Source organism: Rhodococcus sp. 21391 (assembly GCF_016772255.1).
Taxonomy (GTDB): Bacteria; Actinomycetota; Actinomycetes; order Mycobacteriales; family Mycobacteriaceae; genus Rhodococcus_F; species Rhodococcus_F opacus.
This window is the reverse complement of the sequence record NZ_CP063781.1, coordinates 2,560,789-2,586,759: the sequence shown is the minus strand read 5'-3', so window position 1 is coordinate 2,586,759 and position 25,971 is coordinate 2,560,789. Positions and strand designations below refer to the sequence as shown.

21 protein-coding genes and 5 pseudogenes are annotated in these 25,971 nt (G+C 64.8%); 5 read left to right on the top strand and 21 right to left on the bottom strand.

Translation table 11 applies throughout. The features are described 5' to 3' along the window. Positions 1 to 547 precede the first annotated feature (547 nt). Genes GO592_RS12115 through GO592_RS12105 form a run of 3 tightly spaced genes read right to left on the bottom strand, consistent with a single transcriptional unit; the run spans position 548 to position 2,630 of the window. Positions 548 to 1,597: an enoyl-CoA hydratase/isomerase family protein gene (locus GO592_RS12115; RefSeq protein ID WP_202715163.1), complete on the bottom strand. Its 1,050-nt coding sequence runs from the start codon at positions 1,595 to 1,597 to the stop codon at positions 548 to 550. After that, complete coding sequence (locus tag GO592_RS12110) at positions 1,590 to 1,799, bottom strand: hypothetical protein (protein WP_237737210.1); 210 nt, start codon at positions 1,797 to 1,799, stop codon at positions 1,590 to 1,592. Before GO592_RS12110 ends, GO592_RS12115 begins: the two co-directional genes overlap by 8 nt. Positions 1,800 to 1,811: 12 nt before the next feature. Continuing rightward, positions 1,812 to 2,630 carry an enoyl-CoA hydratase gene (locus GO592_RS12105; protein WP_202715162.1) on the bottom strand — a complete coding sequence of 273 codons (819 nt, stop codon included), beginning with the start codon at positions 2,628 to 2,630 and terminating at the stop codon, positions 1,812 to 1,814. Between the two features lie 89 nt (positions 2,631 to 2,719). Between GO592_RS12105 and GO592_RS12100 the strand changes: the two are divergent. Continuing rightward, positions 2,720 to 3,055 (top strand): annotated as a pseudogene (locus GO592_RS12100) (IS630 family transposase); the annotation flags it as partial. 103 nt (positions 3,056 to 3,158) lie between these two features. On the opposite strand, the gene GO592_RS12095 reads toward GO592_RS12100, so the two are convergent. The 4 genes from GO592_RS12095 to GO592_RS12080 all read right to left on the bottom strand — a co-directional run bounded on the left by GO592_RS12095 (position 3,159) and on the right by GO592_RS12080 (position 7,180). Further along, positions 3,159 to 4,004 carry a mycofactocin-coupled SDR family oxidoreductase gene (locus GO592_RS12095; protein ID WP_202715161.1) on the bottom strand — a complete coding sequence of 282 codons (846 nt, stop codon included), beginning with the start codon at positions 4,002 to 4,004 and terminating at the stop codon, positions 3,159 to 3,161. A 214-nt stretch (positions 4,005 to 4,218) separates the two neighbouring features. Continuing rightward, positions 4,219 to 6,387 (bottom strand): acetate--CoA ligase family protein, encoded by a 2,169-nt coding sequence (locus GO592_RS12090; protein ID WP_202715160.1) that lies wholly within the window; start codon positions 6,385 to 6,387, stop codon positions 4,219 to 4,221. Beyond that, positions 6,384 to 6,737, bottom strand: coding sequence for a MaoC family dehydratase (locus GO592_RS12085; protein ID WP_202715159.1), 354 nt, complete (start codon positions 6,735 to 6,737; stop codon positions 6,384 to 6,386). The genes GO592_RS12090 and GO592_RS12085 overlap by 4 nt, the downstream gene beginning before the upstream one ends. Next, positions 6,734 to 7,180, bottom strand: coding sequence for a hypothetical protein (locus tag GO592_RS12080; RefSeq protein ID WP_202715158.1), 447 nt, complete (start codon positions 7,178 to 7,180; stop codon positions 6,734 to 6,736). The genes GO592_RS12085 and GO592_RS12080 overlap by 4 nt, the downstream gene beginning before the upstream one ends. A gap of 230 nt (positions 7,181 to 7,410) precedes the next feature. On the opposite strand from GO592_RS12080, the gene GO592_RS12075 reads away from it, so the two are divergent. Next, positions 7,411 to 9,099, top strand: coding sequence for a sigma-54-dependent Fis family transcriptional regulator (locus GO592_RS12075; RefSeq protein WP_202715157.1), 1,689 nt, complete (start codon positions 7,411 to 7,413; stop codon positions 9,097 to 9,099). On the opposite strand, the pseudogene GO592_RS46515 reads toward GO592_RS12075, so the two are convergent. The 4 genes and pseudogenes from GO592_RS46515 to GO592_RS12055 all read right to left on the bottom strand — a co-directional run. Next, positions 9,092 to 9,618 (bottom strand): annotated as a pseudogene (locus GO592_RS46515) (transposase); the annotation flags it as partial. The gene GO592_RS12075 and the pseudogene GO592_RS46515 overlap by 8 nt on opposite strands. 40 nt (positions 9,619 to 9,658) lie before the next feature. After that, positions 9,659 to 12,091, bottom strand: a complete 2,433-nt coding sequence (locus GO592_RS12065; RefSeq protein ID WP_237737170.1) for a tyrosine-type recombinase/integrase — start codon at positions 12,089 to 12,091, stop codon at positions 9,659 to 9,661. Then, positions 12,088 to 13,329 carry a tyrosine-type recombinase/integrase gene (locus tag GO592_RS12060; protein WP_202715054.1) on the bottom strand — a complete coding sequence of 414 codons (1,242 nt, stop codon included), beginning with the start codon at positions 13,327 to 13,329 and terminating at the stop codon, positions 12,088 to 12,090. Before GO592_RS12060 ends, GO592_RS12065 begins: the two co-directional genes overlap by 4 nt. 58 nt (positions 13,330 to 13,387) lie before the next feature. Then, positions 13,388 to 14,215: pseudogene (locus tag GO592_RS12055) on the bottom strand (IS256 family transposase); the annotation flags it as partial. Between the two features lie 30 nt (positions 14,216 to 14,245). On the opposite strand from GO592_RS12055, the gene GO592_RS12050 reads away from it, so the two are divergent. Next, positions 14,246 to 14,545, top strand: coding sequence for a hypothetical protein (locus GO592_RS12050; RefSeq protein WP_007299296.1), 300 nt, complete (start codon positions 14,246 to 14,248; stop codon positions 14,543 to 14,545). Positions 14,546 to 14,933: 388 nt separating this feature from the next. On the opposite strand, the pseudogene GO592_RS46510 reads toward GO592_RS12050, so the two are convergent. Next, positions 14,934 to 15,502, bottom strand: a pseudogene (locus tag GO592_RS46510) (transposase); the annotation flags it as partial. 296 nt (positions 15,503 to 15,798) lie between these two features. Then, on the bottom strand, positions 15,799 to 16,200 hold the full coding sequence (locus GO592_RS12040) for a WhiB family transcriptional regulator (RefSeq protein WP_039952236.1): 402 nt from the start codon (positions 16,198 to 16,200) through the stop codon (positions 15,799 to 15,801). Between the two features lie 401 nt (positions 16,201 to 16,601). Between GO592_RS12040 and GO592_RS12035 the strand changes: the two genes are divergently transcribed. Next, positions 16,602 to 16,826 carry a hypothetical protein gene (locus tag GO592_RS12035; RefSeq protein WP_007299293.1) on the top strand — a complete coding sequence of 75 codons (225 nt, stop codon included), beginning with the start codon at positions 16,602 to 16,604 and terminating at the stop codon, positions 16,824 to 16,826. A gap of 65 nt (positions 16,827 to 16,891) precedes the next feature. On the opposite strand, the gene GO592_RS12030 is transcribed toward GO592_RS12035, so the two are convergent. From GO592_RS12030 to GO592_RS12000, 7 genes are all read right to left on the bottom strand, one after another. Then, entirely contained in the window at positions 16,892 to 17,770 is an 879-nt protein-coding gene (locus GO592_RS12030) for a vWA domain-containing protein (RefSeq protein ID WP_237737208.1), read from the bottom strand. 81 nt (positions 17,771 to 17,851) lie between these two features. Then, positions 17,852 to 18,787 carry an AAA family ATPase gene (locus GO592_RS12025; RefSeq protein ID WP_007299291.1) on the bottom strand — a complete coding sequence of 312 codons (936 nt, stop codon included), beginning with the start codon at positions 18,785 to 18,787 and terminating at the stop codon, positions 17,852 to 17,854. 105 nt (positions 18,788 to 18,892) lie between these two features. Beyond that, positions 18,893 to 19,981: a sugar ABC transporter substrate-binding protein gene (locus GO592_RS12020; protein ID WP_082324977.1), complete on the bottom strand. Its 1,089-nt coding sequence runs from the start codon at positions 19,979 to 19,981 to the stop codon at positions 18,893 to 18,895. A gap of 88 nt (positions 19,982 to 20,069) precedes the next feature. Next, positions 20,070 to 21,062: an ABC transporter permease gene (locus GO592_RS12015; RefSeq protein ID WP_007299289.1), complete on the bottom strand. Its 993-nt coding sequence runs from the start codon at positions 21,060 to 21,062 to the stop codon at positions 20,070 to 20,072. Then, positions 21,062 to 22,042 carry an ABC transporter permease gene (locus GO592_RS12010; RefSeq protein WP_007299288.1) on the bottom strand — a complete coding sequence of 327 codons (981 nt, stop codon included), beginning with the start codon at positions 22,040 to 22,042 and terminating at the stop codon, positions 21,062 to 21,064. Before GO592_RS12010 ends, GO592_RS12015 begins: the two co-directional genes overlap by 1 nt. Continuing rightward, entirely contained in the window at positions 22,039 to 23,586 is a 1,548-nt protein-coding gene (locus GO592_RS12005; protein WP_237720527.1) for a sugar ABC transporter ATP-binding protein, read from the bottom strand. The genes GO592_RS12010 and GO592_RS12005 overlap by 4 nt, the downstream gene beginning before the upstream one ends. Before the next feature lie 260 nt (positions 23,587 to 23,846). Further along, positions 23,847 to 24,275, bottom strand: a complete 429-nt coding sequence (locus tag GO592_RS12000) for a GlcG/HbpS family heme-binding protein (RefSeq protein WP_007299286.1) — start codon at positions 24,273 to 24,275, stop codon at positions 23,847 to 23,849. Positions 24,276 to 24,453: 178 nt separating this feature from the next. On the opposite strand from GO592_RS12000, the pseudogene GO592_RS11995 reads away from it, so the two are divergent. Then, positions 24,454 to 24,849, top strand: a pseudogene (locus tag GO592_RS11995) (transposase); the annotation flags it as partial. Between the two features lie 208 nt (positions 24,850 to 25,057). On the opposite strand, the gene GO592_RS11990 reads toward GO592_RS11995, so the two are convergent. Further along, a complete protein-coding gene (locus GO592_RS11990) occupies positions 25,058 to 25,918 on the bottom strand; it encodes a mycofactocin-coupled SDR family oxidoreductase (RefSeq protein WP_007299284.1) in 861 nt (286 codons plus the stop codon). Positions 25,919 to 25,971 lie beyond the last annotated feature (53 nt).

Sequence of the window (25,971 nt, the reverse complement as noted above, 5' to 3'; positions counted from 1 at the left end):
AGGTACCGGGTGTCTGGGTGAAGCGACGGAGCACGCCTGGGGTTCCCCCTGAACGGTGGACAAGGGGGTTACCTGCTTCAGGCGACTGCCGCCCGAAGCGACTTCTCGTAGCTATCGGGGCTTTGCATTCCCACTGCCGAGTGTCGTCCGTTCTCGCGGAAAAAATTCGCTTGCAGGCAAGCCTCGGCACCGAGCAAAGAGCCTCCAGTTGTTGCCGGCGGAGGTCAGTACTAGATGACCTCCTGCGGTCCCGGTGACGGTAGATCCGCCTTGTGTGTTACCTCGGTGCGCGTTGCCTTCAATCGTTCGGCGTTCTAACGTCTGTCTGAGCGATGACCTGATCGTGCTGCTCGCTTCATCGAAGGACGGACCATGCTCGGGCAGCGTTCCAGGCTTGTCATCAGCTGCCTCCACGTCTGGTGCGAAGGTTCCGCCTTTCAGACTGGTAGACCAGGACCACGAGTACGGATTTGTACCAATACCGTTGTGGCGCACCCTTCGATCAAACCTTCAATCGCAGCTCACCGGCTCCACCGACGCCGAAACCTCAGCACACATTCCATGTGGCGCGCCCAACTGAATCTGCACCCCTAAACCGCGATTCACCCCAGAGAGGGCGTTGATCCTTATCGACGAGCGCCGCGCGCACTCCTTCGATGAAGTCTTCGGTTTTCACCACATTCCGCGCGACATTAAGTTCAGCTTCTAGGCACTGGGCTAGCGACCGCTGCCGGCCCCAAGAGATGAGATGCAGCGACACCTCAAGGCTCTGAGGCGACAGCTCGTGCAGGGTGTCACGGGTCGTCGTAGCCCATGTCCCGCCGACCTGGCTTAGACGCTCGTCAACCTCTCGCACGGTCCTCGCACCGAAGCACCAGTCGATCTCGGCACGGTGGGCAGCGAGGGAACCGGCGCTGCTCTCTGACGATCCGGCCATACCGGCCAACACGCCGTGGATGGATTCTCCTTGATCGATGGCCTCAATCAGCTCGTCGAATGCTCCAGCGCTTACTCTGTGCGTCGCCAGACCGCAGTACAGCGCATCTGCCGCTGTGATCCGGGCCCCGGTCAGTCCGAGATAAGTGCCCAGCGCGCCGGGCAGGCGTGACAGGAAATAGCTCGCACCCACGTCAGGAAAGAAGCCGATCTTCGTTTCCGGCATGGCAAATGAGGCGTTATCCGTCACCACCCGGAACGTTCCGTGGATCGACAGTCCCATGCCGCCGCCCATGCAGATGCCGTCGATGAACGATACGACGGGAACCGCACTGGTGGCGATCCGGTGATTGAGCTGGTACTCGGTGGCGAAGAACCGCTCGATGGCCTCGGCGTCGCCGGTCAGACTGTTGTCCCGGATTGCCCGGATGTCACCGCCTGCGCAGAACGCCTTCGGACTGGCACTATTCAGCACGATGGCGCGCAGTCCCTCACCGCTCCAGGCGGCTAGCCGGGCATCGATCGACTCGACCATGGGCGTGGTGAGCGCGTTGAGCTGACGTGGCCGGTTGAGGGTGACAACTCCTACGTTCCCGCGCAGCTCACTCAGCACCGCGTCGTCGACCGTGAGCTTCTCGGTCGATACGACCCCCTCACTCATGGGTGGGCATCGAGTAGTGGTTACGAAACTGGGTGTCGTTGGACCACTTCATCATCGTCGCCGCTGCACCTGTGCCGACGAGGACGTTGTCGGTGACCACCAACGGTCGCGAGAATCCCAGACTTGCGACAACGCTACCGATCTCGGCGACAGCACCGCCTCCGATGCGCATGACGCGTGGAAGCCCGATGGATGCAGACATGTTGATCTCCTCTCAGCGTCCATTGAAGTTCGGAGAACGCTTCTCGACGAACGCGCCCATGCCTTCGGCTTTGCCTTCGGTGGCAAAGCAGGCGTGAAACATTCGGCGTTCGAAGAGCAGACCTTCCGACAAAGTGGTCTCGAATGCCCGGTCCACCGCTTCCTTGGCCATCAGGACCGACGGGCGGGAGAAACCGGCAATGCTGGTCGCGGCCGCCACGGCTTCTTCAATCAGATCGTCGGCGGGAACGACACGCGCGACAAGGCCAATTCGCTCGGCCTCGTCGGCGTCGATACGTCGGCCCGTCAAAACCATGTCCATCGCCTTGGACTTGCCGACCGCGCGCGTCAGGCGCTGGGTGCCACCGGCTCCGGGCAGGATGCCGATCGTAATTTCCGGCTGGCCGAATTGCGCTGTGTCCGCGGCGATGATGAAGTCACAGCTCATTGCGAGCTCGGCACCGCCACCGAGGGCGAAGCCCGCCACGGCCGCGATGATTGGCTTGCGCGTGGTGGAGGCACGCTCCCAGCTGGCGGTGATGAAGTCTTCGAGATAGACGTCAGCGAATGACTTCGGCTGCATCTCCTTGATATCGGCGCCGGCAGCGAATGCCTTTGCGCTACCGGTGAGCACGACCGCGCCGATGGTGTCGTCGGCCTCTGTCTCGTCGAGGGCTTGGGTCAGCTCGATGGTGAGTGCGTCGCACAGTGCGTTCAACGCCGAGGGGCGGTTCAAGGTGATAAGTGCCACCGGTCCCCGTCGCTCGACAAGCAGAAACTGGTAGTTGTGGTCGGTGTTGAACGGGGTTGCCTGATCGGCGGTCTGAGTCATCTCTACTTCCTCATCGTGTGGTCGTGTATTTTGCCAGTGACGAGCTTCTGCGCAGCGCGGCGGCGGTGCAGGATCGGCTCGGTGTAACCGCCACGCGCAAGACCCCAGCGATCAAGAAATGGCTGGCCGCCCACCCTCGGTTTCATCTGCATTTCATCCCCACCTCGGGCAGCTGGCTCAACCTCGTCGAACACTGGTTCGCCGGGTTGAACCAGCCGCAAACTCCGCCGCTCGTCCCCCGCAGCGTCAAAGCCCTCGAGGACGACGTCAACGCCTGGATCGCCGTGTGGAACGACGAGCCGAAACCCGTCGTATGGACCAAGACCGCGGACGAAATCCTCGCCGGCCTCGACCGCTACTGCTCCCGAACGACTCAGGACACCAGCGATGGTCGCGTACTACGCTGCGTCGCAGGTCGACAGTGACCCGGCGGTTGCCGCTGCCGGGGTGATGACGAGATCCACAAAGCCGGTCGAAAGGCACAGATCGAAGGCCGTCCGGCGTCGGACGCCGCCGACACCGGCAGTGTCAGGCGCCAACGTTGTGCTTGAGGAGGAAGCCCGCGTCCACCAGAATCGAACTACCGGTCACGAACCTCGCTTCATCCGAGGAGAGCCACAGGATGGCGTTCGAGATGTCGGTCGGTTCGATCCACGGCGTTGGCAGTGCATTCATTGACTGCGCCGCGCGGGCGAAGTCATCGACGTTCGGGTTGTCGGCATCGGGGAAGAATTGCCGGTAGATCGCGTTGTTGTGAATCATGTCGGTGTTGCAGAACGTGGGGTGCACGGTGTTGACCCGAATGCTCTTGTCCGCCAATTCCAGTGCCAGCGCCTTCATCAGTCCCACCACACCGTGCTTGGCGGCTGTGTAGTGCGCCAGCGTGGCGGAACCGGCGACACCGTAGGTGGAGCTGGTGAGCACGATCGATCCGCCGTTGTTTCCGGCCACCATATGCGGGACAGCCGCTTTGGCGGTCTGCCAGACACCGGTGAGGTTGATGTCGATCATCTCTTTCCACTGCTCGTCGGTGAGTTCCCACGCGTGGCCGAAGCTGATGATGCCGGCGTTGGCGCTCACGATGTCCAGGCGGCCCAGCTCGGAGACCGCTTCGGCCACTGCCGCGCGGGTACCTGCTCCGTCACGAACATCGGTCTTACTGCTGATGATCCGGCGATCCAGGCTTTCCACGGCCTTCACGGTGTCGGCCATGTCGGCTGCGCTCGCGACCGCGAAAGGCGACGTCTCCACCGGTTCACAGATGTCGAGAGCGATAATGTCGGCTCCTTCTTCGGCGAGCCGGATGGCGTGCGCCCGGCCCTGCCCGCGAGCCGCTCCGGTGATGAGGGCGACTTTGCCCGCTAGCCTTCCCATCAGAAATTCTCCTTGATCGACGTAATGTGTTGAAGCTCGATCTTTTCGAGCCCGTCTTGCCCTTCTATGAAACGGCTAATTCGGCGACGTGTGCTGTCAAGAATGTGGACAATTCTCACGCACGCACCCCGTACAGCACCGCACGACCAGCCCTGCACCGACGGGTGAAAATGTGGTCGGTGCAGGGCTGTCGTCCCGGAGGCACCCGCGAGGCCTAGCCGGGCGTACGGGGGGTCAATGCGACGTCGACGGCCACCGACCCATGGCCCGCAGGCATCACCAGAACGGGATTGACGTCCAGAGATTCGACGCACTCAGCAGTCACGGCATCCGAATTGCCTAGTGTTACCACGAAATCGACGAAGCTGTCGATATCACGCGCGGATTCGCCGCGGTATCCCTGTAATTGGGGATAGATGCGGAGTCCGCGCAGTGCCTCGTGCACCGCTGCGGGGGTCAGCGGCGGAATAAGCAACACGACATCGGCCAGCAGCTCGGCGGCGGTCCCACCGGCGCCCACCATTACGACATTGCCCACGGTATGGTCGTGTAGCACACCGACATTCATCTCGAGGCCGCCGCCGATGAGGGGCTCCACCAGCAAGCCGTCGACCTCGCCGCGTACCGGGCCGTCGGGTCCTGTGGCCGCCAACATCCGGACGGCGGCGGCCCGCAGAGCATGCTCATCGGCCACCCCCACCTCCACCAGACCCAACTCCGTCTTGTGCGCCAGCCCCTGAGCCGAGAGTTTGAGCACCACCGGGTAGCCGACACTTTCGGCGGCCGCGACGGCTTGGTCTGCGGAGGCTGCGAGGCGGCTGTCCACCACCGACAGTCCCCAGCTGCGTAACAACTGCTTGCCGGTATACTCCGACAGCGTCCCGGCGGCGGCACTTGGCAGCGCGACGGCACCTCGCGGTGTACTCACCGCCGTGTCGGCGTCTGCGGAGGCGCCTCGGACGAACTCGGTGTGCGCCACCAGCGCCCCGACGGCGTTCATCACCGAGGTGGTGTCGTCGAAAGTCGGCAACCCGGCGGCGGCGAACCGCGCGGGCATGCCGGGATCGCCAGCCACCCAGCACACCACCACCACCTTGTCAGTCCGGCGGTCCAGTTCCACAACATCCGACAGGATCTGGTCGAGGTCATAGTAGGAACCCAAGATGCCCAAGGCGATCACAATCACGTCCACTCCGGGGTCGGCTTCGACCGCCCGGATGGCTTCGCGGATCAACTCGGGCCGGCTCAGCAGTTGGGCGGTCACGTCAATCGGATTGGACACCGCGGCGAACGCAGGCAGCGACTCCCGTAAATCGGCCGTGGTTTGTGCTGAGAACTCGGCGAGGGCGAGCTTGTTGTGGGCGGCACCGTCGGCCAGCATCACGCCCAGGCCCCCCGAGTTGGTGATCATCGCAACCCGGTTACCCGCAGGTCGCTTCGGACTGGCGAAAACTGCAGCCAGTTCACTCATTTCACGCAGGTTCTGCGCCCGGACCAATCCGTGACGTGCCAGGAACGCCCCGATGACCCCGTCTTCCTGCGCCAGCGCGCCGGTATGCGACGAGGCAGCCTTGGCGCCGTCGGCCGTGACTCCTGACTTCAGCACCAGCAGTGTTGTCCCGCGGTCGCGTGCGAGGCGGGCGACTTCAGCAAGCACCTTGGCCGAGGCAATGTTCTCCAAGTAGATCTGCACCACGCGGACGGCCGGGTCGGTGACGACGTGCGCCACCAGATCGGCGACCACCAGGTCGCTTTCGTTGCCGGTGGCCGCCCAGTAGCGGACCCCGTTAGAGCGGCCCAGAGACAGCTGGGTCAGCACCGCCGCCATCGCGCCACTTTGGCTGACCACCGCGGTGGGGCCGTCCGAGACCTCTTCGATGGTGCCGAATACCGACGAGAACGACGCCGCCAAACCGCATTCGATGTTTGCGACACCCTGGCAGTTGGGGCCGAGGATCCGCATCCCTGACACCGCGGCGATCTCGCGGATCTCGTCTTCGAGCGCCTTGCCTGCGGCACCGGTTTCGCTAAAACCCGAGCTGACAATCACGGCAGCCCGCACGCCTGCCGTCGCCAGTGACCGCACCGTAGCGGGAACATGCGCGGCAGGCACCGCCACCAGACCCAGATCGACGTCGGCGTCAGTGGGCAGTTCCTCGATCGAGGGCACCGCGTCGAGGCCCTGGACGGTGGATTCCGAGCGGTTCACCAGGTGCAGCCGGCCTGCATAGCCATAACGCAGCAGGTGGGCCAGCAACCGGCCGCCGATCTTTGTCCGATCGGACGAAGCGCCTACGAGGACAACGGATTTCGGGCCGAAGAGCGCGTCAAGTGGGTTCTGCTGCAGCACGGCTGCGCCTGTTTGCTCGGTGTTGTTCATCATCTTCCCTGGTCTATCGGTTCGAGCGTGGCCACGAGGACCACCTTTCCGTCGGCGGCGGCTTCGAAGCGAGGCGGATCCGCGTCGTCGACCTGCCGGATGACCACCGCCATTCCCGGGCCGACGGGTGCGACAAATGTGACATCGAGCCGGGTGTCGCGCCGAGTGGGTGCCACCGTAGCCACCGCTCGCTCCATCAGTCCCACCAGCATCATTCCTTGCACCAGGGTGTGGCCGAAGGGCGTGGCGGCGGCATAGTCGGGGTCGGTGTGGATCAGGCCGTCACCGCCACTGACCCGGCCGAACCGGTCGAGGTCGGCCTGCACAAAGGTCCGCCGCAGGATCTCGGTCATCGGGCCGCGGCCCTAGGTGCGGAGTATCCCCACAGGTACCGGCTGCGGGTGGTGCAAACCCAGCGTGAGCCGCTGCGAAAGACGATATCCACCACGACGGGCCGCTTGTCGCCGTTCAATTCCGCGCTGACAACGGTCACGTCGGCGTCCAGCACGTCGCCCACCTTCGCCGGCTCCGAGTTCACGCTGATGCTCTGGTGGGTGTGCACGGTGCCCTGTTCGATCCGTCCGCCGAGAGCGCGGTAGAACGGCAGGAAACTGCTGTACACGGCAGGGGACACCGGTTCGCCCGCCACGGGGATAGGGACGGGCACTCCGTCGACCAATTCCCGAACGGCGGCGACAATGTCCGAACGCAGCTCGAAGCGTGAGTACAGTGTAGTTCCGGGCCTCAATTGATCGAGGGGAACGTCGAGCCACGGCCCCCAGTCGTTGGTTGCCATTATCAATCAACCCGCCTTCGATTCGCCGTCGCGCACTCCGCGAGGTGCTGGGTGCCTGTCCACCAGCAGTCTGTCCGCGCACCGAAGGCCGAGCCTGTTCAGATTTCTTACGGGCGTGATCGGTGCGTCCGAGCCAGTCGCTAATCGTGAACACGGTGTCAAACTGTTTAACACGGTGACCCCGATCACATGCATCATTGTGGGCAGAATTCGTAGGAGTAGGAGCGACGATGCACAAGCACGACGACGCGTGGGAGCGTTTCCAGACCGGTGGCGAGCCGAGGGGACTGAACCAGGACATCCTCGCCTCGTGGCGCCGGTCAAAGCTCAGCGGTGTCAACCCGCTGTCCGTCGACTACCGGAGAACTGACATCGATGTCGAGAGTCGATTCGCCCGGATCGCCATTCCGCTGATGAACGACATGGCCGAGCTGCTGACCGGCACCGAGACCAGCATGGCCATCGCCAACGGCTCGGCCAATTTATTGTGGCGGTGGGCGCCAGACTCACGCCTACGCTCCGCGCTCGACGATGCCGGCCAGGTGGTGGGGCACTCGTTCAACGAAGAGCTCATCGGCACCAACGCGGTGGGGACGTCGCTGGAGGTTGGCCGCACCGTCACCATCAAAGCGGAGCACCATTTCCGCGAGTGCTTCCACCAGCTGAACTGTGTCGCCACACCCGTGATCGACCCGATTACCCGCCGGGCGCTGGGCACGATCAACCTGACATGGCCGCCCGGACACACCGAAGCGACCTTCGCGGCCATCGTCCAGAAGATGGCACGCGAAGTGCAGGGGGCGTTGAAGGAGGCGGCCAGCGTGCGCGAACGGCGTCTGCTGCAGGAGTTCCTAGAGGCCGAAGCCAAGAGCACATACCCGGTGGTGGCGCTCAACAGCGAGCTCATCATCGGCAATCACTTCGCCGCCGATCCGCACTTTCGCCGCGACGTGTTGTGGGGCCGGGTGCTCGACGGCGTGGGCAGACGCAAGAACGCCGAGATCGAATCCCCCGATGGCTCCACGGCGACGGTCCGCGCCATTTTCGACGGCCGCAGCCTCGTAGGCGCGGTGTTGATCTTCGACAACGCCGCGACAACCTCGGGGTCCCCTGTCGTCACCTCCGGCAGCTTCACCCCGGCCCGGCCCGATGCCGCCGCCGCCGCCGATCACATCGTGCGCCGCGGTGGACGAGTGGTGCTACGCGGGGAGCCGGGAACCGGGAAGAGAACCACACTTGCCAAGGCGTTCGGCACCGACGAGGTGTCGATTCTGGATGCCTCCAACCTGGTGCCCCACAACTGCGACGAGTGGTTCGCTGCGCTGCGCCGCGCCCTGGGGTCGACAACGCCTCTGATCCTCACCCACCTCAACGACCTGGACCCGAAGAGCGCTCGTGGGGTGGCCAGCGCCATCACCGCCGCCACCGAGCCCCCCAAGATCGCCGCGACGGTGGTCGTGGACCCCGATCAGTCGGCGGATGCCCCGGCGCCGGTGATCGACGCCCTGGGCGCGACAGTCCTCGACGTGACCCCGCTGCGGAACAGGCATGACGAGATCGAGCCCCTGGCGCAACTGTTCGCCGGGGAGATCGAAGTGTGCCCGGAGGCCGTCACCGAGCTGCAGAAGTATCCGTGGCCGGGCAACATCACCGAACTCCGGCAGGCGATCGGCACGGCGGCGGCTCGCGCCACCGGCAAGGTCATCCAGGTCGAGGACCTCCCCGGCCACATCCGCGCGTCGGTGTGGGGGCAACGGCGACTGACACTGCTCGAGCGGGCCGAAGCCGACGTCATCCTGCGCGTGCTGGCCCGCTGTAACGGCAACAAGACCATCGCCGCCAAGCAACTCGGAGTTTCCCGGCCCACGCTGTACGCCAAGATCCGCGCCTACAAGATTCCACAGGGGTCTGTCAGTTAACGGTGTAACTGGTTGAACTGTAGCTACTTTCGTCCGGCGGCAGGCGTCCGTCGAAGGTGATCTCGAAGGCATTCAGCGCTGCCTTCCAGCGGTTGGATCAACGCTGGCGGGCGGTGCCTTTGGGGTCGAGGCTCATGATGGCCAGGTACACGCATTTCAGCGCCTCGTTCTGATTCCACGTAACTAATAGGAAGTGGCCGCGGGCCTTGACAGCCCTGCGGATTCGAGCATTGACACTCTCGATCGCGTTGGTCGTGTAAATCACCTGCCTGATCGCGTGGTCGAACGGCAGGAACGGCACAAACTCGGCCCAGGCGTTGGTCCACATCCGGATGATCGCGGGATAACGTGTCTCCCATTTGTCGCTGAACTCGGCGAACCGGTCCAGCGCGGCCTGCTCCGACGGCGCGGTGGGGGTACCTCCCTGCACGCAGTGCCCGGGGGAGACACCGGTTTGAGGTCCTTGGCGATCTCGGCCCAGTCCTTGCGGGAGGCGTAGGCATAGGTATTGCGGAGGAGCTGTTCTCTGAACTACGACGTTTTGCTTGGGATCTGTTCGTCATCGGACCGTTCGGCCGACGAGGTGGGAGAAGTGGGGTAGTCCCAGGTGCACGGTAGCTGCGCGGGTGGTGAGTTCGCCGAGTTGTGCGAGTTTGTGTTCGGCTCCGGCGAGGCTGATGCGGAGTCCGTCGACTTCGCCGAGCCAGCCTTCGCGGTGGGCTTCGTCGATACGGGCGAGCAGGTTGTCGCGGACCTCGGTGAGTCGGCGGCGTTGCTGGGGGTCCGGTCGCAGTAGCGAGCAGCGCAGACAGGAGTGCTCATGAATGCAGGGCGTGTTGTATGCGCGCCCGCAGGTTCCGAGGGCGACCTTGCGGTGCTCGAAATGCCCAAGGAACTCGTTCCATTCGGTGTCGGTGGGAGTGCGGTATTCCTCGCCGGGCCGCAGGGCGCGGCGGCGGGCAAGGAAGGCGCGGTGGCCGGTGATGACTTCTTCGGGGTAGACCGCCTTGTAGCCCATGGTGGTGTTGATGTCGCGGTGGCCGACGACGAGTTGGGCGATGTGGGGTGGCATGCCGTTCATGATGGCGTCGGTGATGAAGATTCGGCGGAAGTCGTGCGGCAGGAACCGCAGTGGTTGCCCGGTGGTGTCGGTGAGACCGGTTTTGACCAGCGCCGCGTTGAGCAGTCGGCGGACGGCCGGTGGGTTGATGGGGCGGCGTTCGCCGCCGTAGTGCCGCTGGAAGAGCAGCGGGATCGTCGGGTTCCAGACCTTCTCGTGGTAGTCGTAGGCGGCGACCAGCGGAACCGCGCCGTCGTCGCCGCGGACACGGCAGACGATGGCCGACAGGACGTCGGCGAGCTCGGGGCTGATGACCAGCAGCCGTTCGCAGTCGGTCTTCGACGGCGCGACGTGCAGTAGCGGGATGAGCTCGCCGGTGGTGGGCAGGGTGTATTGGACGAAGCTGTGGTGGCTGAGCTCGCAGAGTTCTTCAATGCGCAGCCCGGTGTGGTGCAGCACTTCAACTACTGCCCATGCCCAGAATGCTTGGTGCTCTTGAAAAGTCAAGTCGAGTCGGGGCCCGCCGGTAGGGTCCTCGGACCAGATCTTCGTGCCACCGTCGCGGGCGGCCAGGATGCTGCGGCGTAGGGTCTGCCCGGCCGCGGTGAACGTGTCGCCGGGGCGAGCAGCTTGGGCTGCGTGGAGCAGTTCTGCTGCCTGGCGTCGCTCGGCGTTGACGGCGGCGACAAGGTTGGGCAGGACAGGAAGTCGTTCGCGGGTGCGCTGATCCATGCGGGATTTGCGCTGCCGCAGGGTTTTCGTCCGCGACATTTCGTCGCTGCGGATCGGGCACGGCGCTGCCCACGGACCCCATCGTGTGGGTTCTTCCATCGCCCACTGCGCGATGTCCAGATAGAACGCCCGCACCATCGCCAGGGTGGACAGGCCCGACTCTCGGGTGAGGACGCGCTGCTTCCAGGCCGCGGCGACCTCGGGGGCCAGTCGCGGCGAGTCGATGCCCGGGTGGTGGTGTTCGAGGTCGGCCCAAAACAATTTGCCCAGAGTTCCGGCCAGTCGTTGCAGAGTCACATAGTCGACAGTGGATTGGCGTTCGCGTAGGTAGTCGACCAGCAAATCCCGAACGGGGCGGCATGATATGCCGTACCGGTCGATCAGCTGCTCGACGCTGACCTGCCCGGTGGTGCCGAACACCCGCACCGTGGACGGAGCGTCTGCGCCGAGGACGCCGATGGTGCGCAGCAAGTGATAGAAATAGCCGCTGGTGGTGGTCTTGCCACCCCCGATCCGCTGGATGGCCTGCAGCAGCTCGAGGCAGTCGCCGACCGTGATGTCGGCGACTGCGCCGCCCTTGGCGGCCATGATGACCGCGATCCGACACAGCGCCCTCGTCTTCGTGGAGCGCCCGGCCGGGTCGGCGTCGCAGGCTGCGCGCAAGGCCGCCCACCCGTGCGGATCACGCGCCTGCTCCAGACGCATGGCCAGGTTCTTCGGCGTTCTGGGGCTCATCAACCAGTCCACCGGGGGCCGCAGCACGTCCGCACAGATCAACGAGGCGGTGCCGATGGCAATCAGGTTGATGCCGTTCTTGACCGTCGTCGGTTCTGGTCGTGTACTCGACCACCATTGCGCTGCAGCGTGTTTCCAGCCAATGTTGTCCGCAGGCGTCTCAATACTGTCGAGGAACCGTTCCTGCCAGGTGACGCCAGGGAACTCGGTCAGCCAATCCAGGACCGCCCGCAGACCGCGGTGATGTCGTGACTGCTCGTGCCGGTCGGCGTCGAGCAGCGGCTGCACGAGTGCCCGCGCAAGCACCTCGCCCCGTGAGTCCCGTGTCGCGTCCCAACTCACCGGCAGGGTTCGCGGTGGGAACTGGTGCAGCAGCTGCGGGACCGTCTGCAGACTCGACGGCTTATAGCGTGGATCGCGCAGGGCTTTTGTCGGCAACGGTGCGGCGATGAACGGCTCGATCACCGGACGCCTCTGCCGAACAGCACGTCCAGCGACTCGGGTCGGTATCGCTGGGTTGACGTGTCGTCGCCGGCACGTGGTTGTTCGTCGGGGTTCGCGCGGCGGACGTGGTGGGCCAGCACCGAGGCGATCACCTCTTCCGGGACGGGGTTGGTATAGATCTGCGTCGTGGTCAGCGACGCGTGGCCGAGCACCCACTGGACATCGGTGATCGGCATCCCGGGATCACGCGCCATCCGATAGGCGGCGGTGTGACGGAGGTCGTGCAGCGTCCAGTTCGCGTCCAGCAGCGCGTTGACCCGAGTGAACATACGATGGGCCGCGTGATAGGTCAACGGCCGGAACGGCTTGCGCAGCGTCCACCACAACGGGTCATCGCCTCCGGCGGACACCAGGCCATGCATCTGCTGCTGGTAGAGCCGCAACCACACGAATGCGTCAGGTGACGCGGGCACCTGCTGCAACACCCTTGATCCCTTGCGCACCACGGTGATCAGCTGCCGCCCCGTGTCGGCGTCGGCTCTCTTGCAGCCCAGCAGCTCCGAGGCGCGGGTGCCGGTGGAGACCCAGAACGCCACCAACGCCCGGTCGCGATGCGATCCCAGCCGCACGAACAGCTCATCGAAACAAGAATCCGGAATACTGCGCGGGATTCTGGGCACCAGCCGCGGTCGATACTGCCCCGAGCGTTCACGCCGATACGGCTCCATCGGATTGTGATGCGCATTCGCGCGACCATCCCGGCGTCGCCCTCGCGACAGCGGGAACGGGTTGATCATCGGTCCGCTGCCAGATTCTCGATGGAACTCGTAGAAGTTGCGCAGCACCGTTTCCGAATGCGCTCTGGTCGAGGACGCGTACTTGCGTCCCGGACCGACCTTGCCGGTCACAGGGTTCGGTTTCGGCTCCGGCGCGCCCTCTCGCCGACTCGGCTTGTCAAACGATCGAATCCAGATACTGAAATCCCGGGCTTCGACCTGGGTCGCCTCGTTCCACGGCACCTCGACTGCCCACAGAAACCGGAACCAGCGCAGCAAGGCCATCCCATACGACCGCTGCGTTGCCGCCGATCGGCCCGCTGCGCTCAAGTCACTGAAGAATGCGGTCACTGCTGCGACCGGCGCTCCGTCCGGATCAAGCAGCCGCCACGGCCGCCACCCCTCGCCCGTGTCCACCAGTGAACCCCGGCGACCCACCACCAGCGCGACCAGATCCCGCGGACTGCCATCGGATTCGATCATGGCAACGAACCGTATCCGCACCAGTCATGACCTGCAAGAATTCCGGCGGTAGTTCAGTCAATAGGTGGACCACGCAGGTTTGCACGATAGTCTGCGGCCACCCCTGCCCGATCGAATCGGGCAGATGCTTCAGACCGTCACACACGACGATCAGCACATCCTGCACACCACGATTTTTCAGCTCCGACAACACCCGCAGCCAATACTTCGCCCCCTCCCCGTCGCCGTGCTCGCCGGCCCACAATCCGAGGATGTCGCGGGTGCCGTCCACAGTCACCCCCATCACGACGTAGATCGGCCGGTTGGCCACGTTGCCGTCGCGGATCTTGACGTGGATACAGTCGATGAACAGCACCGGATACACCGGGCGGTTCTGCCACTCGGCCATGCCGTCCATCACCCGCTCGGTGATTGTCGAGATCCTCTGCTTGGACACCTCGGCGCCATAGACCGCGGCCATGTGCGCAGAGATCTCACCGGTGGTCAGTCCCTTGGCCGACAGCGAGATCACCATGTCTTCCACCCCGGTGAGCCGCCGCTGCCGCTTGGCCACGATCTTCGGCTCAAAGGAGGATTCCCGATCGCGAGGCACCTCCAGCTCGACCGGGCCGGCTTCGGTCAACACGGTCTTGGCGCGTCTGCCGTTGCGGGAGTTGCCGCTGCCTCGGCCTGCCGAGTCATCCTTGCCGTAGCCGAGGTGGTCGTCCATCTCGCCCTCGAGCGCGGACTCGACCACCAGGTTGGTCAACTTCGCCAGCAACCCGCCCTCGCCGGTGAGCTGCAGGCCGTCGGCCCGGGCCTGATCCACCAGCTCCTGCAGCCTCGCGTCGCTGACACCCACACGTGCCGAGTTTGTTTCGGCCTCATGATCAATCACATCAGTCATAGTGGTGCACCTCCTGTCAGAGTTACACTGTTGTTCTTACAGTCCCGCCGCTGGCCGCAACTGCGTGACGTCGACGCCCGATTTCGAGGATCCTTCGCCTACATCGATGCGACACTGCCGGACGGCACCGTCCTACCGCTGATGCGGCTGCGTTACGGCGGCTCGGCCCGCTCGTGGGGATTCGCGATCCACCTCGCCAGCACCGGCAAGTACCAGGACTCGATCCTGCCCAGCGGCGATTTCGCCGGCACCCCCGAGGACGCACTCGACTGCGCCTGCGGGCTCTACCGAATCAGACCACTGATATGGACGCAGATTTGTCATCCCTGAAGGGGCGGGGGCTGTCAAGGGTGCTGTTCACGCCGTTCCGGCCTCCATGCGGACAGCGCCGGACAAAGGACCGTCCGGTCAAGATGCAGCGCCCGCAGCGTAGCGAGGACGAACGATCTTGACCGTGGCCCGGGACGGCGCACACTGGGTGCGAGAGTTGGGGGGCGATGTGCAGTTGTGTGGTGAGGCAACGTCTCCAGTGTGATGCGTATGGGGGTTGGGCAGGGCCGAATGCCTCGGCTGCCGGTCATCCCTTCGTCCGGCGATGGGCGGACATGGAGCGGTGCGGTGCGGTGGCAACTCGCGGGGGTCAATCAAGAGGCACGATCACGCCGCGATGCGGGGATCAGACAAATTTGCGGCCGCGCGCGTGCTGCGTCCGGGGTGCTCACGCCGCCGTCCTCTGCTGGGCCAGGACGCGGATGTGCTCGTCGCGCAGGCCGTAGTAGACGAGGGTGAGCAGCTTGCGGGCCGCGGCGACCTTGGCGATGTTCTTGCCGCGGCGGGCCTCGATGCGTGCACGATCGAGGGAGATCTTCGTGCCGGTCGGTTGGTGCTGGATGGCCTCGACCGCCGCCCAGCGGACCAGTGGGCTGCCCTGCTTGGTGATGTGTCCACGCCTGACGAGGGTGTCCGACTCGTGGTGGCGTGGGTCAATCCCGCCCATGAACACAACTGGTCTGGTCCCGAGAACCGTTGAGCGTCTCCGATTTCTGCGACGAATACCGCATCGAGAACCGGGCCGACGCCGGGTAGCTGCTGAATGACGTGGTAGCCGACGTGGCCCCGCAGTTGATCGGCGATCGCCGTCGTGAAACGTGCCTCATAGGTGTCGAGGACGTCGATCAGCTCGAGCAGTGAGATGACCCGTAGCGCATAGGCCGCGCCTAACCCCAGACCTCGTTGCAGTGGGCCTCGTGTTCGTTGCGCTGGGCTGCACGGAAGGATCAGCGCGCCTAAGCGTCGCCTAAGCGGGTGCGCCCGCCGGGGAACAACGGCGTGCAACACCGCCCACTGCGACTGCAACATGCAGCGTCCGCATGTGCATCCTCGTCGTATATCCCGCTGACCAGGTTCCCGCCATCTGGGATCGTCCGTCCTTGCTTATGACCATCGCCCCCCTTGCTCTGGCGGTAGGCAGGTACCTGGTTTCGGATCGGCTCGAAATCGACCCGCGAGCGCCCCTAATTGTTGATCACAACCCCGTGCATTCCAGACAGGACGTGGAAGTTCTCAGGGCGGCGCATCGTCTGTCAGCGCATCGGTTCCCCGACAGGAAGGTCGGCGGTCCGAGGCGAAGCCTCACTGGTTGTCTGGCGCCGGATGTGCCATCTGCGGTCGTTCTCGGACATCCCGCCCCACGTTCCGTACGGTTCGGCAACAGCCAGGGCGTACTCGCGGCATTCGGTGAGCACCGGGCAGCCCTGGCAGACGCGTTTGGCGTGCGCTTCGCGCCGCGCCCGGTCCCGACCACGCTCCCCCTCTGGAGAGAATAACAACGACGACTCGACGTTCCGGCACGACCCCAGGAGGCGCCAATCTCCACGATCACGGTCGACGGGCAGTCCGGTCCGCGGCGTACCTTCACGGCGGGAAGCCGGCACGGTGCTCGGCGCACGAGCGGATATACAAGTCATCGGATCGGTCTCCCTCATCTCACTCACGGGTATTTGTGCGGCGGACCTGTCACCGCGGTAACCCCTTTCGCAAACAACATCCTTCACAGTCAGTCCGGACGGTCTCTTCAAGGTCAGGTGCCCACCCAGAACCTTCGACGAGCGACGGCGATCACTTGCTCGACCAAGCGGCCGCAGCGGTGCCGGCGCGGCGACGTCGAGATACGCCACCAGTGCCCGACAGAACGCTGCGGTGTCCATCCCGAAATCGGCTCTGATCACCTCGGGAGGGCCGCCGCCATGGGCGCACCAACGTGGGCCTCGCACCACAGGGAGGGCGACCCCTCGACGCCCCACCCGTAAAGGCCCGGGACTGCTGTAGCTCCGGCGAACGGCAAGCTGGCGCGCGGCCGAGCGCAGCCCGGTAGGTTGACAGAGTTGTGCGGCGTGAGTGGGAGCCTGAGGATCTGATCGCGTGCTGGACGCTGGTCGAGCCGGACTGGGAGTTGGTGGCGAACAAATCCGGTCCGACGCGGATCGGCTTCGTGGCGTTGCTGAAGTTCTTCGAGATCGAGGCCCGGTTCCCGCAATATATCGAGTGCTATCCAGCACTGAAACCGCAGCTCAGTGAGTATCCCGTCACGACTTTGCCGGGCCCTGATTAGAATGTCAGCGCTTTGGGGCCTCGGAACCGGCCGTACGCGCCTCCTCCACCTGAGCGCGGCGGCCGTCAGCTAGCGAAGAAGCACGTCAACCCTGCGGGAACCTCTGCTGCAGTGCGCACCGTCCTCAACTGGCCGCCAGTCGCCCGCGCCAGGTCCCGCCCGACCCGCTCATCGTGTTCCTCTGATACGTCCAGCAGGACATCGATACGCGGTCCGCCGAGTACCAACGGACGAGGGTCGGGGCCGGCATTGTGAACGCAGTCGCTCAACAGGATGATGCGTGCGTCGTCGACCGGCCAACCATCGAGCTCGGCGATCGCGGTGCTGAGTCCGAATCCAACATTGGTCAACCCGCGAGCAGGGATGTCCAGCACCGTGTCCAGGACCTCCGAGGGCGCCCGACGTTCACCGAGCGGCAGCACCACCGAGGCGTCCGACCAGAAAGCGACAACCCCAACCGCATCATCGGTGAGCTCTCCGGCTAGAGAACCAATGGCCGCGGCCGCCGTCTTGATCCGGCCGCCTTTCATCGATCCCGACACGTCGATGAGCAGCACCACTGACCGCGATCGCGTCATCCGTCGGCGGACGAAGATGTGATCATCCCGCAGCCGCTGTCCGGGAATCACCGAACCGACGGTCCGGTCCACGTCGACCTCGCCGCCGCGGCCGTCCCAGCGTAACGACACCATATTCGGGCCGCCCCTGCGCAGCGGCGACTCCCACGGCGCCTCGAGCGCGAGCCGGTGCACCAAGCGGTGTGCCTGCCGCCGATTGGCCGCGGCGGCGGAGTCGGTGCCGCTCTGGGCACCCCGTTCATTGGTGGTGGCGGCATTGGTGGGCTGTCGCCTGGTGTCCCCGCTGGCGTCGTCGGCAGGACGCCCCGACACATCGAGATGGCCACCTCCGCTGCCGCCCTGGTAGAGGTTGGGGGCCTCGGTCAATCGTTTGGGTCTGCGCCGCAGCGGCTCGAACACCTGTCGGTGCACCGCGGGCCGCAGTGCCCCATCGGCGTCGACGGTCCTTCAACCCGGGTCGCGATCCAGATCCACCGCGAAGTAGAGGTCCAGGATGTCGTCAAGCACTGTCTCCACGGTGACTTCGGCACCGCGATGTAGATGCACGCGCGCCGACAGGGCCACCTGCGTGGCATCACGAACCAGCTGGATGTAGTCCGGCCCGCTGTGCGCCACGCCGTCAGTGGACACGGGTACCTCCACCCGACGCATCGCGGCGAGGCGGTCGATGACCATGGCCAGATCGATGGCACCCCGGACGCTGCTGCCTTGGCGCACCTCGTCACGATGACGCGTCGCCCTGGTGATTTCGACGGCGTCGACGATGCCCTGGGTGACCACGTGCTCGACGTGCCCGGCCACCACATCGCGTTCCTCGGCTGCGCTCTGGTAGTCGACGCTGAGCCGGCACATGCGGTCCAGAATCGAGCTCGACAGTCGTTTGGTGCCCAGATTGTCGAAGACGTTCATCGAAGCGATGAGTCGAAACCCGTTGTGTGCCGTGAACTCGCCGACCCGCGGAACAACCACGCGCCGTTCGGACATCGCCGCGAGCAGCGCATTGACGGTGTCCTCCGGGGCCCGGTTGAACTCCTCGACGTAGAGGATGCCGCCCTGGGTCATCGCCTCCACCAGAGGTCCCGGCACGAAGGAGGCGTCCGAGTAACCCGAGGACAGCACCTCCGACGGGCTGTGGTGTCCGATCATCACCGATGGTGACAGCTCGGCATTGCCTTCGACGAGGAACATGGGCACACCCCATTCCCCTGCGATGGCACGCAACAGAGTCGATTTTGAGGTGCCGGGTGGGCCCTCGAGCACGATGTCGCGGCCTGCGGACAGCGCCGCGATCAGCAGTTCGAGTTCGCGGGAGCGACCCACTACCCGCGCTGCGACGCGGTCTCGTACGTCCGCCTCGTGTATCCGATCCAGTGACACGCTCATCGGCCCGTCCTTCTCTGCCTGGTGTTGAAGATTGGTACCGCCACGGCTCCGGCGGGTGCTTGTCTACCGCCGGAGCCGTGGCGGCTGGTCTCGGGCTGCGGCCGATCAGGCCGGAACCAGTGTCGGCACGTCCATGCCCCACAGTCGCAATGTGCGATAATTATCTTTGTTCACGACGACATTCGGCTGGAACGCCACCCGCAGCGGCGGCGTCTTGGGATCGAACACCGGCAGCTCGGGGTTCGGTGGCAGATACTGCTCGTCATCGGTAACCTGTCCGGTCTCGATGTACTGGATCACCGATCGCATCGCGAGCATTCCTTCGATGACGGGAGACTGCACCACCGCGCCGTACACCTCACCGGCCAGCAGCGGGGCGGTGTCGCCTGCGAGATTGCCGCCGATCACGATCACGTCCTTGCCCGGGGTCAACCCATTCTGCTTCAGTGCCCGCACCACCCCGACTGCCATGTCGTTGTTGTGGGTGAAGATGAAATCGATGCCCTTGTCCTTGTACTGCGGGATGATTTGGCTTGCTGCCTCGTACCCGGCTTGGGTGTCGAAACCCGTTGGCTCGTTGTGCAAACTATTGAACGGCGCCGCCTTGGTCGCTTCCTTGAACGCAGCGGTGCGGTCGAGGCCGGCGGTATAGCCCGGTCCGAAGGAGAACTCGAGCATGTTGCCCTGCGGGCTGTGCAGCTGCATGCCGTGGGCAACGGCCTCGTCGCGCGCTGTTAGCGCCATCTCACCTGAGATCTTGCCGATCTCAGCCTGATCGACGCCGCCGTAGGCCTTCACATATTCCGCCAGTTCGGGGGTGAGCGTCTGGTCGGTCTGGATCAGCGGTGCCACCTCGGCGAGTTGCCTGGTGGAGTTGATCGCTGCGTCCACCACACTCGGCCACCAGAGAATCGCCGCCGGGCGCTCGCCTGTGGCCAGGAACTGCTGGACCTGCTGATCCTCTTCGGCCTGGTCGAAGTCGTTCTCGATGATTTTGAGCGAGTATCCGTTGCGTTCGGCTTCCTCACGGGCGGCCTGCGCACACGCCGCGAGGTAGACGTTCGAGGTCGAGGGCATAAAGGCCACGATGCTCTTCGCCGCATCCGCTCCCGCCCCGCTGCTGCAGGACACCACTGCCATGGTGGCCGCCGCGGCGACCGAAGCCGCCATAAGTTTTCTGATCATGTTCCGCATGAGTGCATCACTTCCAAATCTCTCGTCACAGGAAACCTCCGTGAATTGTGTTGTATCGCTGGTTGTGCGCGGCTCGTAGAGGGTGCCGTCATGAAGCGGGTACCAGCGTCTTAGGCTGTCGTGACACCTTGGGCTTGGTCGCGCCGAGGCGTTTGACCGTGAATTCGAACGCCATCACGACCAGCAGCAGGAGTCCGGTCAGCAACTGCGCTACAAAGGTGGGCTGACCGCTGATCGCCAGGGACGCCGACAGAGTGCTGACGATGAGCACACCGAGGACCACGTTGACCACCGTCCCCCGTCCGCCGTAAAGACTTACCCCGCCGACGAGCACAGCGGCGACGGCCGCCAACAGCAGCGAGCTGAACGCGTCCGGCGTGGCGCTCGCGGCCCGCAGCGAGACCAGTCCGCCGGCCAACCCGGCACACGCACCGGAGATCGCGAACGCGTGGATCAAGGGGCGCAGTCGCGGCACACCGGCTGCGAAGGCCTCGTTGCGGGCACCGCCGACTGCATAGATTTCGCGGCCCCACCGGGACACCGACATGTACACGCCGATCGCCGCGAACACCACGACCGCCACCAGGATCGACGGGGACAGCACGCCCCAGCGGGCCAGCAGCGGGTCCGAGAGGCCGAACTGGGTCAGCTGGATCGACCCGCCTCCGCTGGCCAGCCACGAGATCCCCTGCAGCAGAATCAGTGACGCCACCGTGAGGACCATCGAGTTGATGCGCAGCCGGGCGATCAGGTAGCCCTGCAGACAGCCGTATACGCCTCCGATGACGGTCACCACACCCAGTGCGGCAATGAGACCCAGATCGGCGAGCCGGATGGCCAACACGCCGCAGAGCGCTGCCATAGACGCCACACTGAGGTCCAGCTCGCCGGCGATCATGGTGATGGCGACCCCGAGGGCCACCAACCCCACCAGCGGTAGCTGGCTCAGTGTCGAGAAGACGGCGGCCTCACCGGTGAACGCCGGCACCGCGATGGCCATGGCAATCCACACCGCGCCGAACAACACCAGCTGTGGAAGATACTGCCGCAGTCGCGGTAGCAGCTGATCGCGAATGTTCATCACCGCGTTCCCTTTCTCGTCACGTGCAGGAGGAGGACCACCGTCGCCACTAGGACACCGGCAAAGGTGAGCCGGGGCCCGATCGACAGTCCGTTGAGAACCATGATGTTGTTGAAGCAGGCGATGACGATGGCGCCGAAGGCCGACCTCAGCGGTGATCCTTCACCGCCTTGGATTGCAGTGCCGCCCACCAGGATTGCCGCGATGACATCGAAGGTGAGACCTCCGAGGTCGCTGGGGGTGGCCTGGCCGATCTGGCCGGCCGTCAGCAGTCCCGCCAGCGCCGTGCCCAGTGCGAGCACCACGAACGCGGAGATGATGATCGTGGCGATGGGCAGGCCGCTGTTGCGGGCAACCTCCCGGTTGGAGCCCACCAGAAGTGTCTGCCTGCCGAGTACCGTTCCTGTCACGTAGAACTGCGCCAGCAGGGTGAACAGTAGAAACGCGTAGACGGCGACCGGGATTCCGAACAGCGATCCTTCGGCGACGAAGGCCAGCAGCGGCCCGGTCGCCGTGACCGCGCGTCCATTGGTGTAGGAGGCCAGCACCCCGAAGATGATCGCTCCCGCGGCCAGGGTGGTGACGATCGGGTTCATGCCCAGCGCCACGACGGCGCCCTGCAATACCCCAACGACGACCATCGCGACCACAACTGCGGCCAGCGCGGCCAGCCAGTGCATTCCGTCGCGCGCCATGGCCAGGTACATGATGGTGGCCAGGATGGTCATCTGCTGGACGGCTAGCGATACCAGGTTGCCGGACAGCGTGATCGGTGTCATGGCGACGGCGACCACCCCGACGATGGACGCGCTCAGCAGGATTGCCCGGGCGTTGTCGGTGGTGAAGAATCCGTCGGTGGTGATCGCAGCCACAGCGAGCACCAGCGTCACCAATCCGACGACCGCCAGATTGGGACCGACCCGCCGGAACACCGCCGTCGCCGGTGAAGGAACCTCGGGGGCCCGTGAGATGACTGTCATGACACTTCCTCGTTGATGCGGATGTCGTGTGGGTGGAGGTCGTGTGGGTGGAGGTCGGTGTGCATGACCTCGGTGACCACCTGCTGCTCGGTCAGCTCCGTGAATGGTCGCAACCCGGACATCCGTCCGCGGTAAAAGGTGGCGATCCGGTCGGCCAGCCCGAAAACCTCTGCTGTGTCCGAGGAGTTGATAATCACCAACATCCCGCTGTCTGCGAGTTCGCGGAGTTGGGTGTAGATCTCGGCGCGGGCACCGACGTCGACACCCCGGGTGGGTTCCTCGACCAGCAGGACGCTCGGGTTGATGCCATGCCACTTGCCGAGCGCGACCTTCTGCTGGTTGCCACCGCTGAGATCACCGGTGGCCGAGCCCATCCGCTTGCTGTCGATCGCGAATCGTGCTGCGGCCTGAGCGGCCTCGGCGCGCTCCGCACGCTTGTTCAGAAGCCCGATTCGGGCGACCGCGTGCAACCACGGCGAGGACAGGTTCCGGCTAATGGACAGGTTGAGGAACACCCCGTCGCGCTTGCGATCGGGTGAGCAGTAGGCCACCCCCCTGGCGATACCGCGTCGGCGGCCCGGGCGCAGCGGTTGACCCGCGAGTGTCACAGACCCGGACTGCGGAGTCTGCAGGCCGGCCAGCGTTTCGATGAACGCCGATGCGCCACTGCCGATCTGGCCGGTGATTCCGATGATCTCGCCACGCTTGAAGTGGGCAGTCACGGGCGCGGTGATACCGGGGCCGGTCAGGCGCTCGACCACCAGGAGGTCGCCGTCCCCCGCCTGGCCTGTGCGGGCTGGGTACATCTGCTCCAACTCACGGCCGAGCATTGTGGTGACGACGGTCTCAACGCTGAGATCTTGGGTGGACTGGGCGGCAAGGCTGCTGCCGTTGCGGAAAATCGTCACTCGGTCACTGATTTCGAACACCTCACCGAGCCGGTGGGTGACGTAGATGATGGAGCGGCCCTCGTCGGCCAACTGCCTCACCAGCGCGAGCACCCTGGTGATCTCGGCATCGGACAGTGCGGCGGTGGGTTCGTCGAAGATGATGACGCGCGCATCGACGGCGAGCACACGGGCTACCTCGAGCAACTGGGTCTCAGCCACCGACAGCGTCTCGACGCGCGCCAGGGGGTCGATGTGCTCGAGGCCGACGCGGGCGAGCAACGGGCGGCACGCTGTACGGAGCCGGCCGCGACTGGCGATGGCGGCGACGTCATCGCGACCCAGCGCCAAGTTCTCAGCCACCGTCATGGCCGGGATGGAGCTGAACTCCTGCTGCACGACAGCGACTCCCGCAGCCCGGGATTTTCTGGCTGAGCTCAAGTCAACGATCTCGCCGTCGATGGAGATCTCTCCGTCGTCCGGGGTGATGAGGCCGGCCAGCACTTTGACCAAGGTGCTCTTTCCCGCGCCATTCTCTCCCAGCAGAGCCATGACCTCGCCGGGTCGCAACTCGAAATCAACGCCGCGGAGGGCTTTGACCGCCCGATAGCTCTTACAGACGTTCTTCATCTGCAAGCGCAGCGGAGACGTGCTCACGAGGCCGGCCCGATCTTGTGAAGTGTTGTTTCCGAATGGGGATCACGCTGCGGCGGGCAGCCTCCGTGATCGAGGTTAGGGAACATGACGGCTACTCCTAGCATTCGTGGACCGCGCAGGACGTTCTGGAGCGATACCCGCCGGGAGTGGACTGCACTGGCCGGCGGTTGTGACGCTCTCTCCGGGTGGTCTCAATAGTGTTGAACATCACAGCTATGTCGAGGTGTTCAGATCTTGAACGATCGCGGCACAGGATCGGTCTAATCGGCCTTGGCGATCAGTCCGGCACCGATGATGCCGTGTACCGCTGCGGATTCGTCCCGGTCGGAGTTTTCACCGGAGATCCCCACAGCGCCGAGCGGGGCAGCCGTCGCGTCGTCCGACAACACCAGGACGCCGCCAGGAACCGGAACTAGGGCGCCCCCTAGCGCAATTCCCGCCGACGTGGTGAAGTAAGGCTGCTGTTCGGCGCGGTTCATCAGTGCACGCGACCCGACGCCGAGCGCCAGCGCGCCGTAGGCCTTTGCGAAGGCGATCTCGTGCCGCCCCATCGACGCGCCGTCCTGCCTTTCGGAGGCGACCACTTTCCCGCCACCGTCGAGCACGACGATGGCCAATGGAGCGAACGATGAGTCGTGCCCGAACTTCTGGGCGTTCTCGATGATGAGGCGCGCAGCAGAAAGCTTCATATGTTCTCCTTGACTGTGGTTTGTCGCCGTCATGATCCGCGTCGAACTCCGCGTCGAACTCCGCGCGAATTGGTAGCGCGCAGTCGCCGTCTCAGCGCATGCGCCCGGGCCTTGTCGGGCTCAGATGCCGAGCCGGGGGTTCAGCAGATTTTTCGGGTCCAGCGCCACGATCACCGGGATCTCCGGGCCGAGTCCTGTCGATCGCGGCAAGAAGGGGTCGCAGATCCACGTCCTGTCCGAGGCCAACGGCATCCCGCTGGTCGTCGATGTGTCCGCGGCGAATACTCACGACAGCACCCTGCTGCAACCGATGGTCAGCGCGATCCCGGCGGTGAAGTCCCGACGAGGTCCGCGCCGTCGCAAACCCGGAACGCTGCGCGCCGACAGGCGCTACGACTACGACAAGCACCGCCGGTGGCTGCGCGAAGAGGGAATTCTTCCACGCATCGCCCGCCGCGGAATCGAGAGGAACGACCGGCTGAGCCGGTACCGGTGGAAGATCGAACGCACCATGTGCCTGGCTCACCGGCTACCGACGCCTGACCATCCGCTACGAACGCCACGCCGAGCACTTTGCCGGATTCCTCCATCTCGCGACCGCGCTCGCTTACTACAAGAGGCTCCCCGCATGAGGCAGCCTTTAAGTCGTCGCGATGTCTTTCGCGAACTGACTCGGCACGTGGTGGAGCGGGGCGCGGATGGTGGTGCACGGCGGATCCTCTAATCTGGCGTGCACTACCATCTGCCGTGGCCCCGCTGGCGGCCGGGTTTCGGCGTCGGCGTTACTGGAGGTGGGCCGGCACAATCGCATTGCGCTGCAGGAGGAAGCCTGCGTCCACCGGCAGGCTGACACCTGTGATGTAACGCGCCTGGTCAGAGGACAGCCAGGCCGCGGCGTTCGCGATATCCTCGGGCTCTACCCAGGTGGTCGGCAGCAGGTTCAGCGAGCCCGCAACAGAGGTGAACTCTTCGCGTCCGGGCGTGGCGAGGTTGGGCAGGAACTGCTTGTACAGCGCCTCGTTGTGAATCATGTCGGTGTTTACGAACGTCGGATTGATGGTATTGACACGAATGCTGTACTGCGCCAATTCCATTGCGAGTGACTTCATCAGGCCGACGACGCCGTGCTTCGAAGCCGTGTAGTGGGCAACGGTGGGTGCACCCGAGAGCCCATACACTGAACTCGTCATGATGATGGAGCCGCCGCGGCCACCGTCGATCATGGGCTGCACGGCGGACTTGATAGTGCGCCACACCCCGTTGAGGTTGATGTCCACCATGTCGATCCAGACCTCATCGGTCATCTCCCAGGCGTTGCCGTAGCTCAGCAGGCCGGCGTTGGCGATCACGATGTCCAGTCGCCCGAACTCCTGCATGCCCAGTTCGACGGCCTCGTCCAGCGAGTGCTGGTCACGCACGTCGCCCTCGACGGTGACGATGCGCCGATCCAGGGCCTCCACCTCTTTGACGGTCTGCTCGAGATCCTCGCGGGACGCCGACGGCACCGTCGAGGAGTTGATGGGTCCACAGATGTCGAGGGCGATGATGTCGGCGCCCTCCTGAGCGAGGCGCTTGGCGTGCGCCCGTCCTTGGCCGCGGGCAGCTCCGGTGACGAAAGCTACTTTGCCTTCCAGGTTTCCCATTGGTTTCTCCTTGGTCTGGTGTCCTGATACCGAGACGGGTTGTCGCGAGTCAT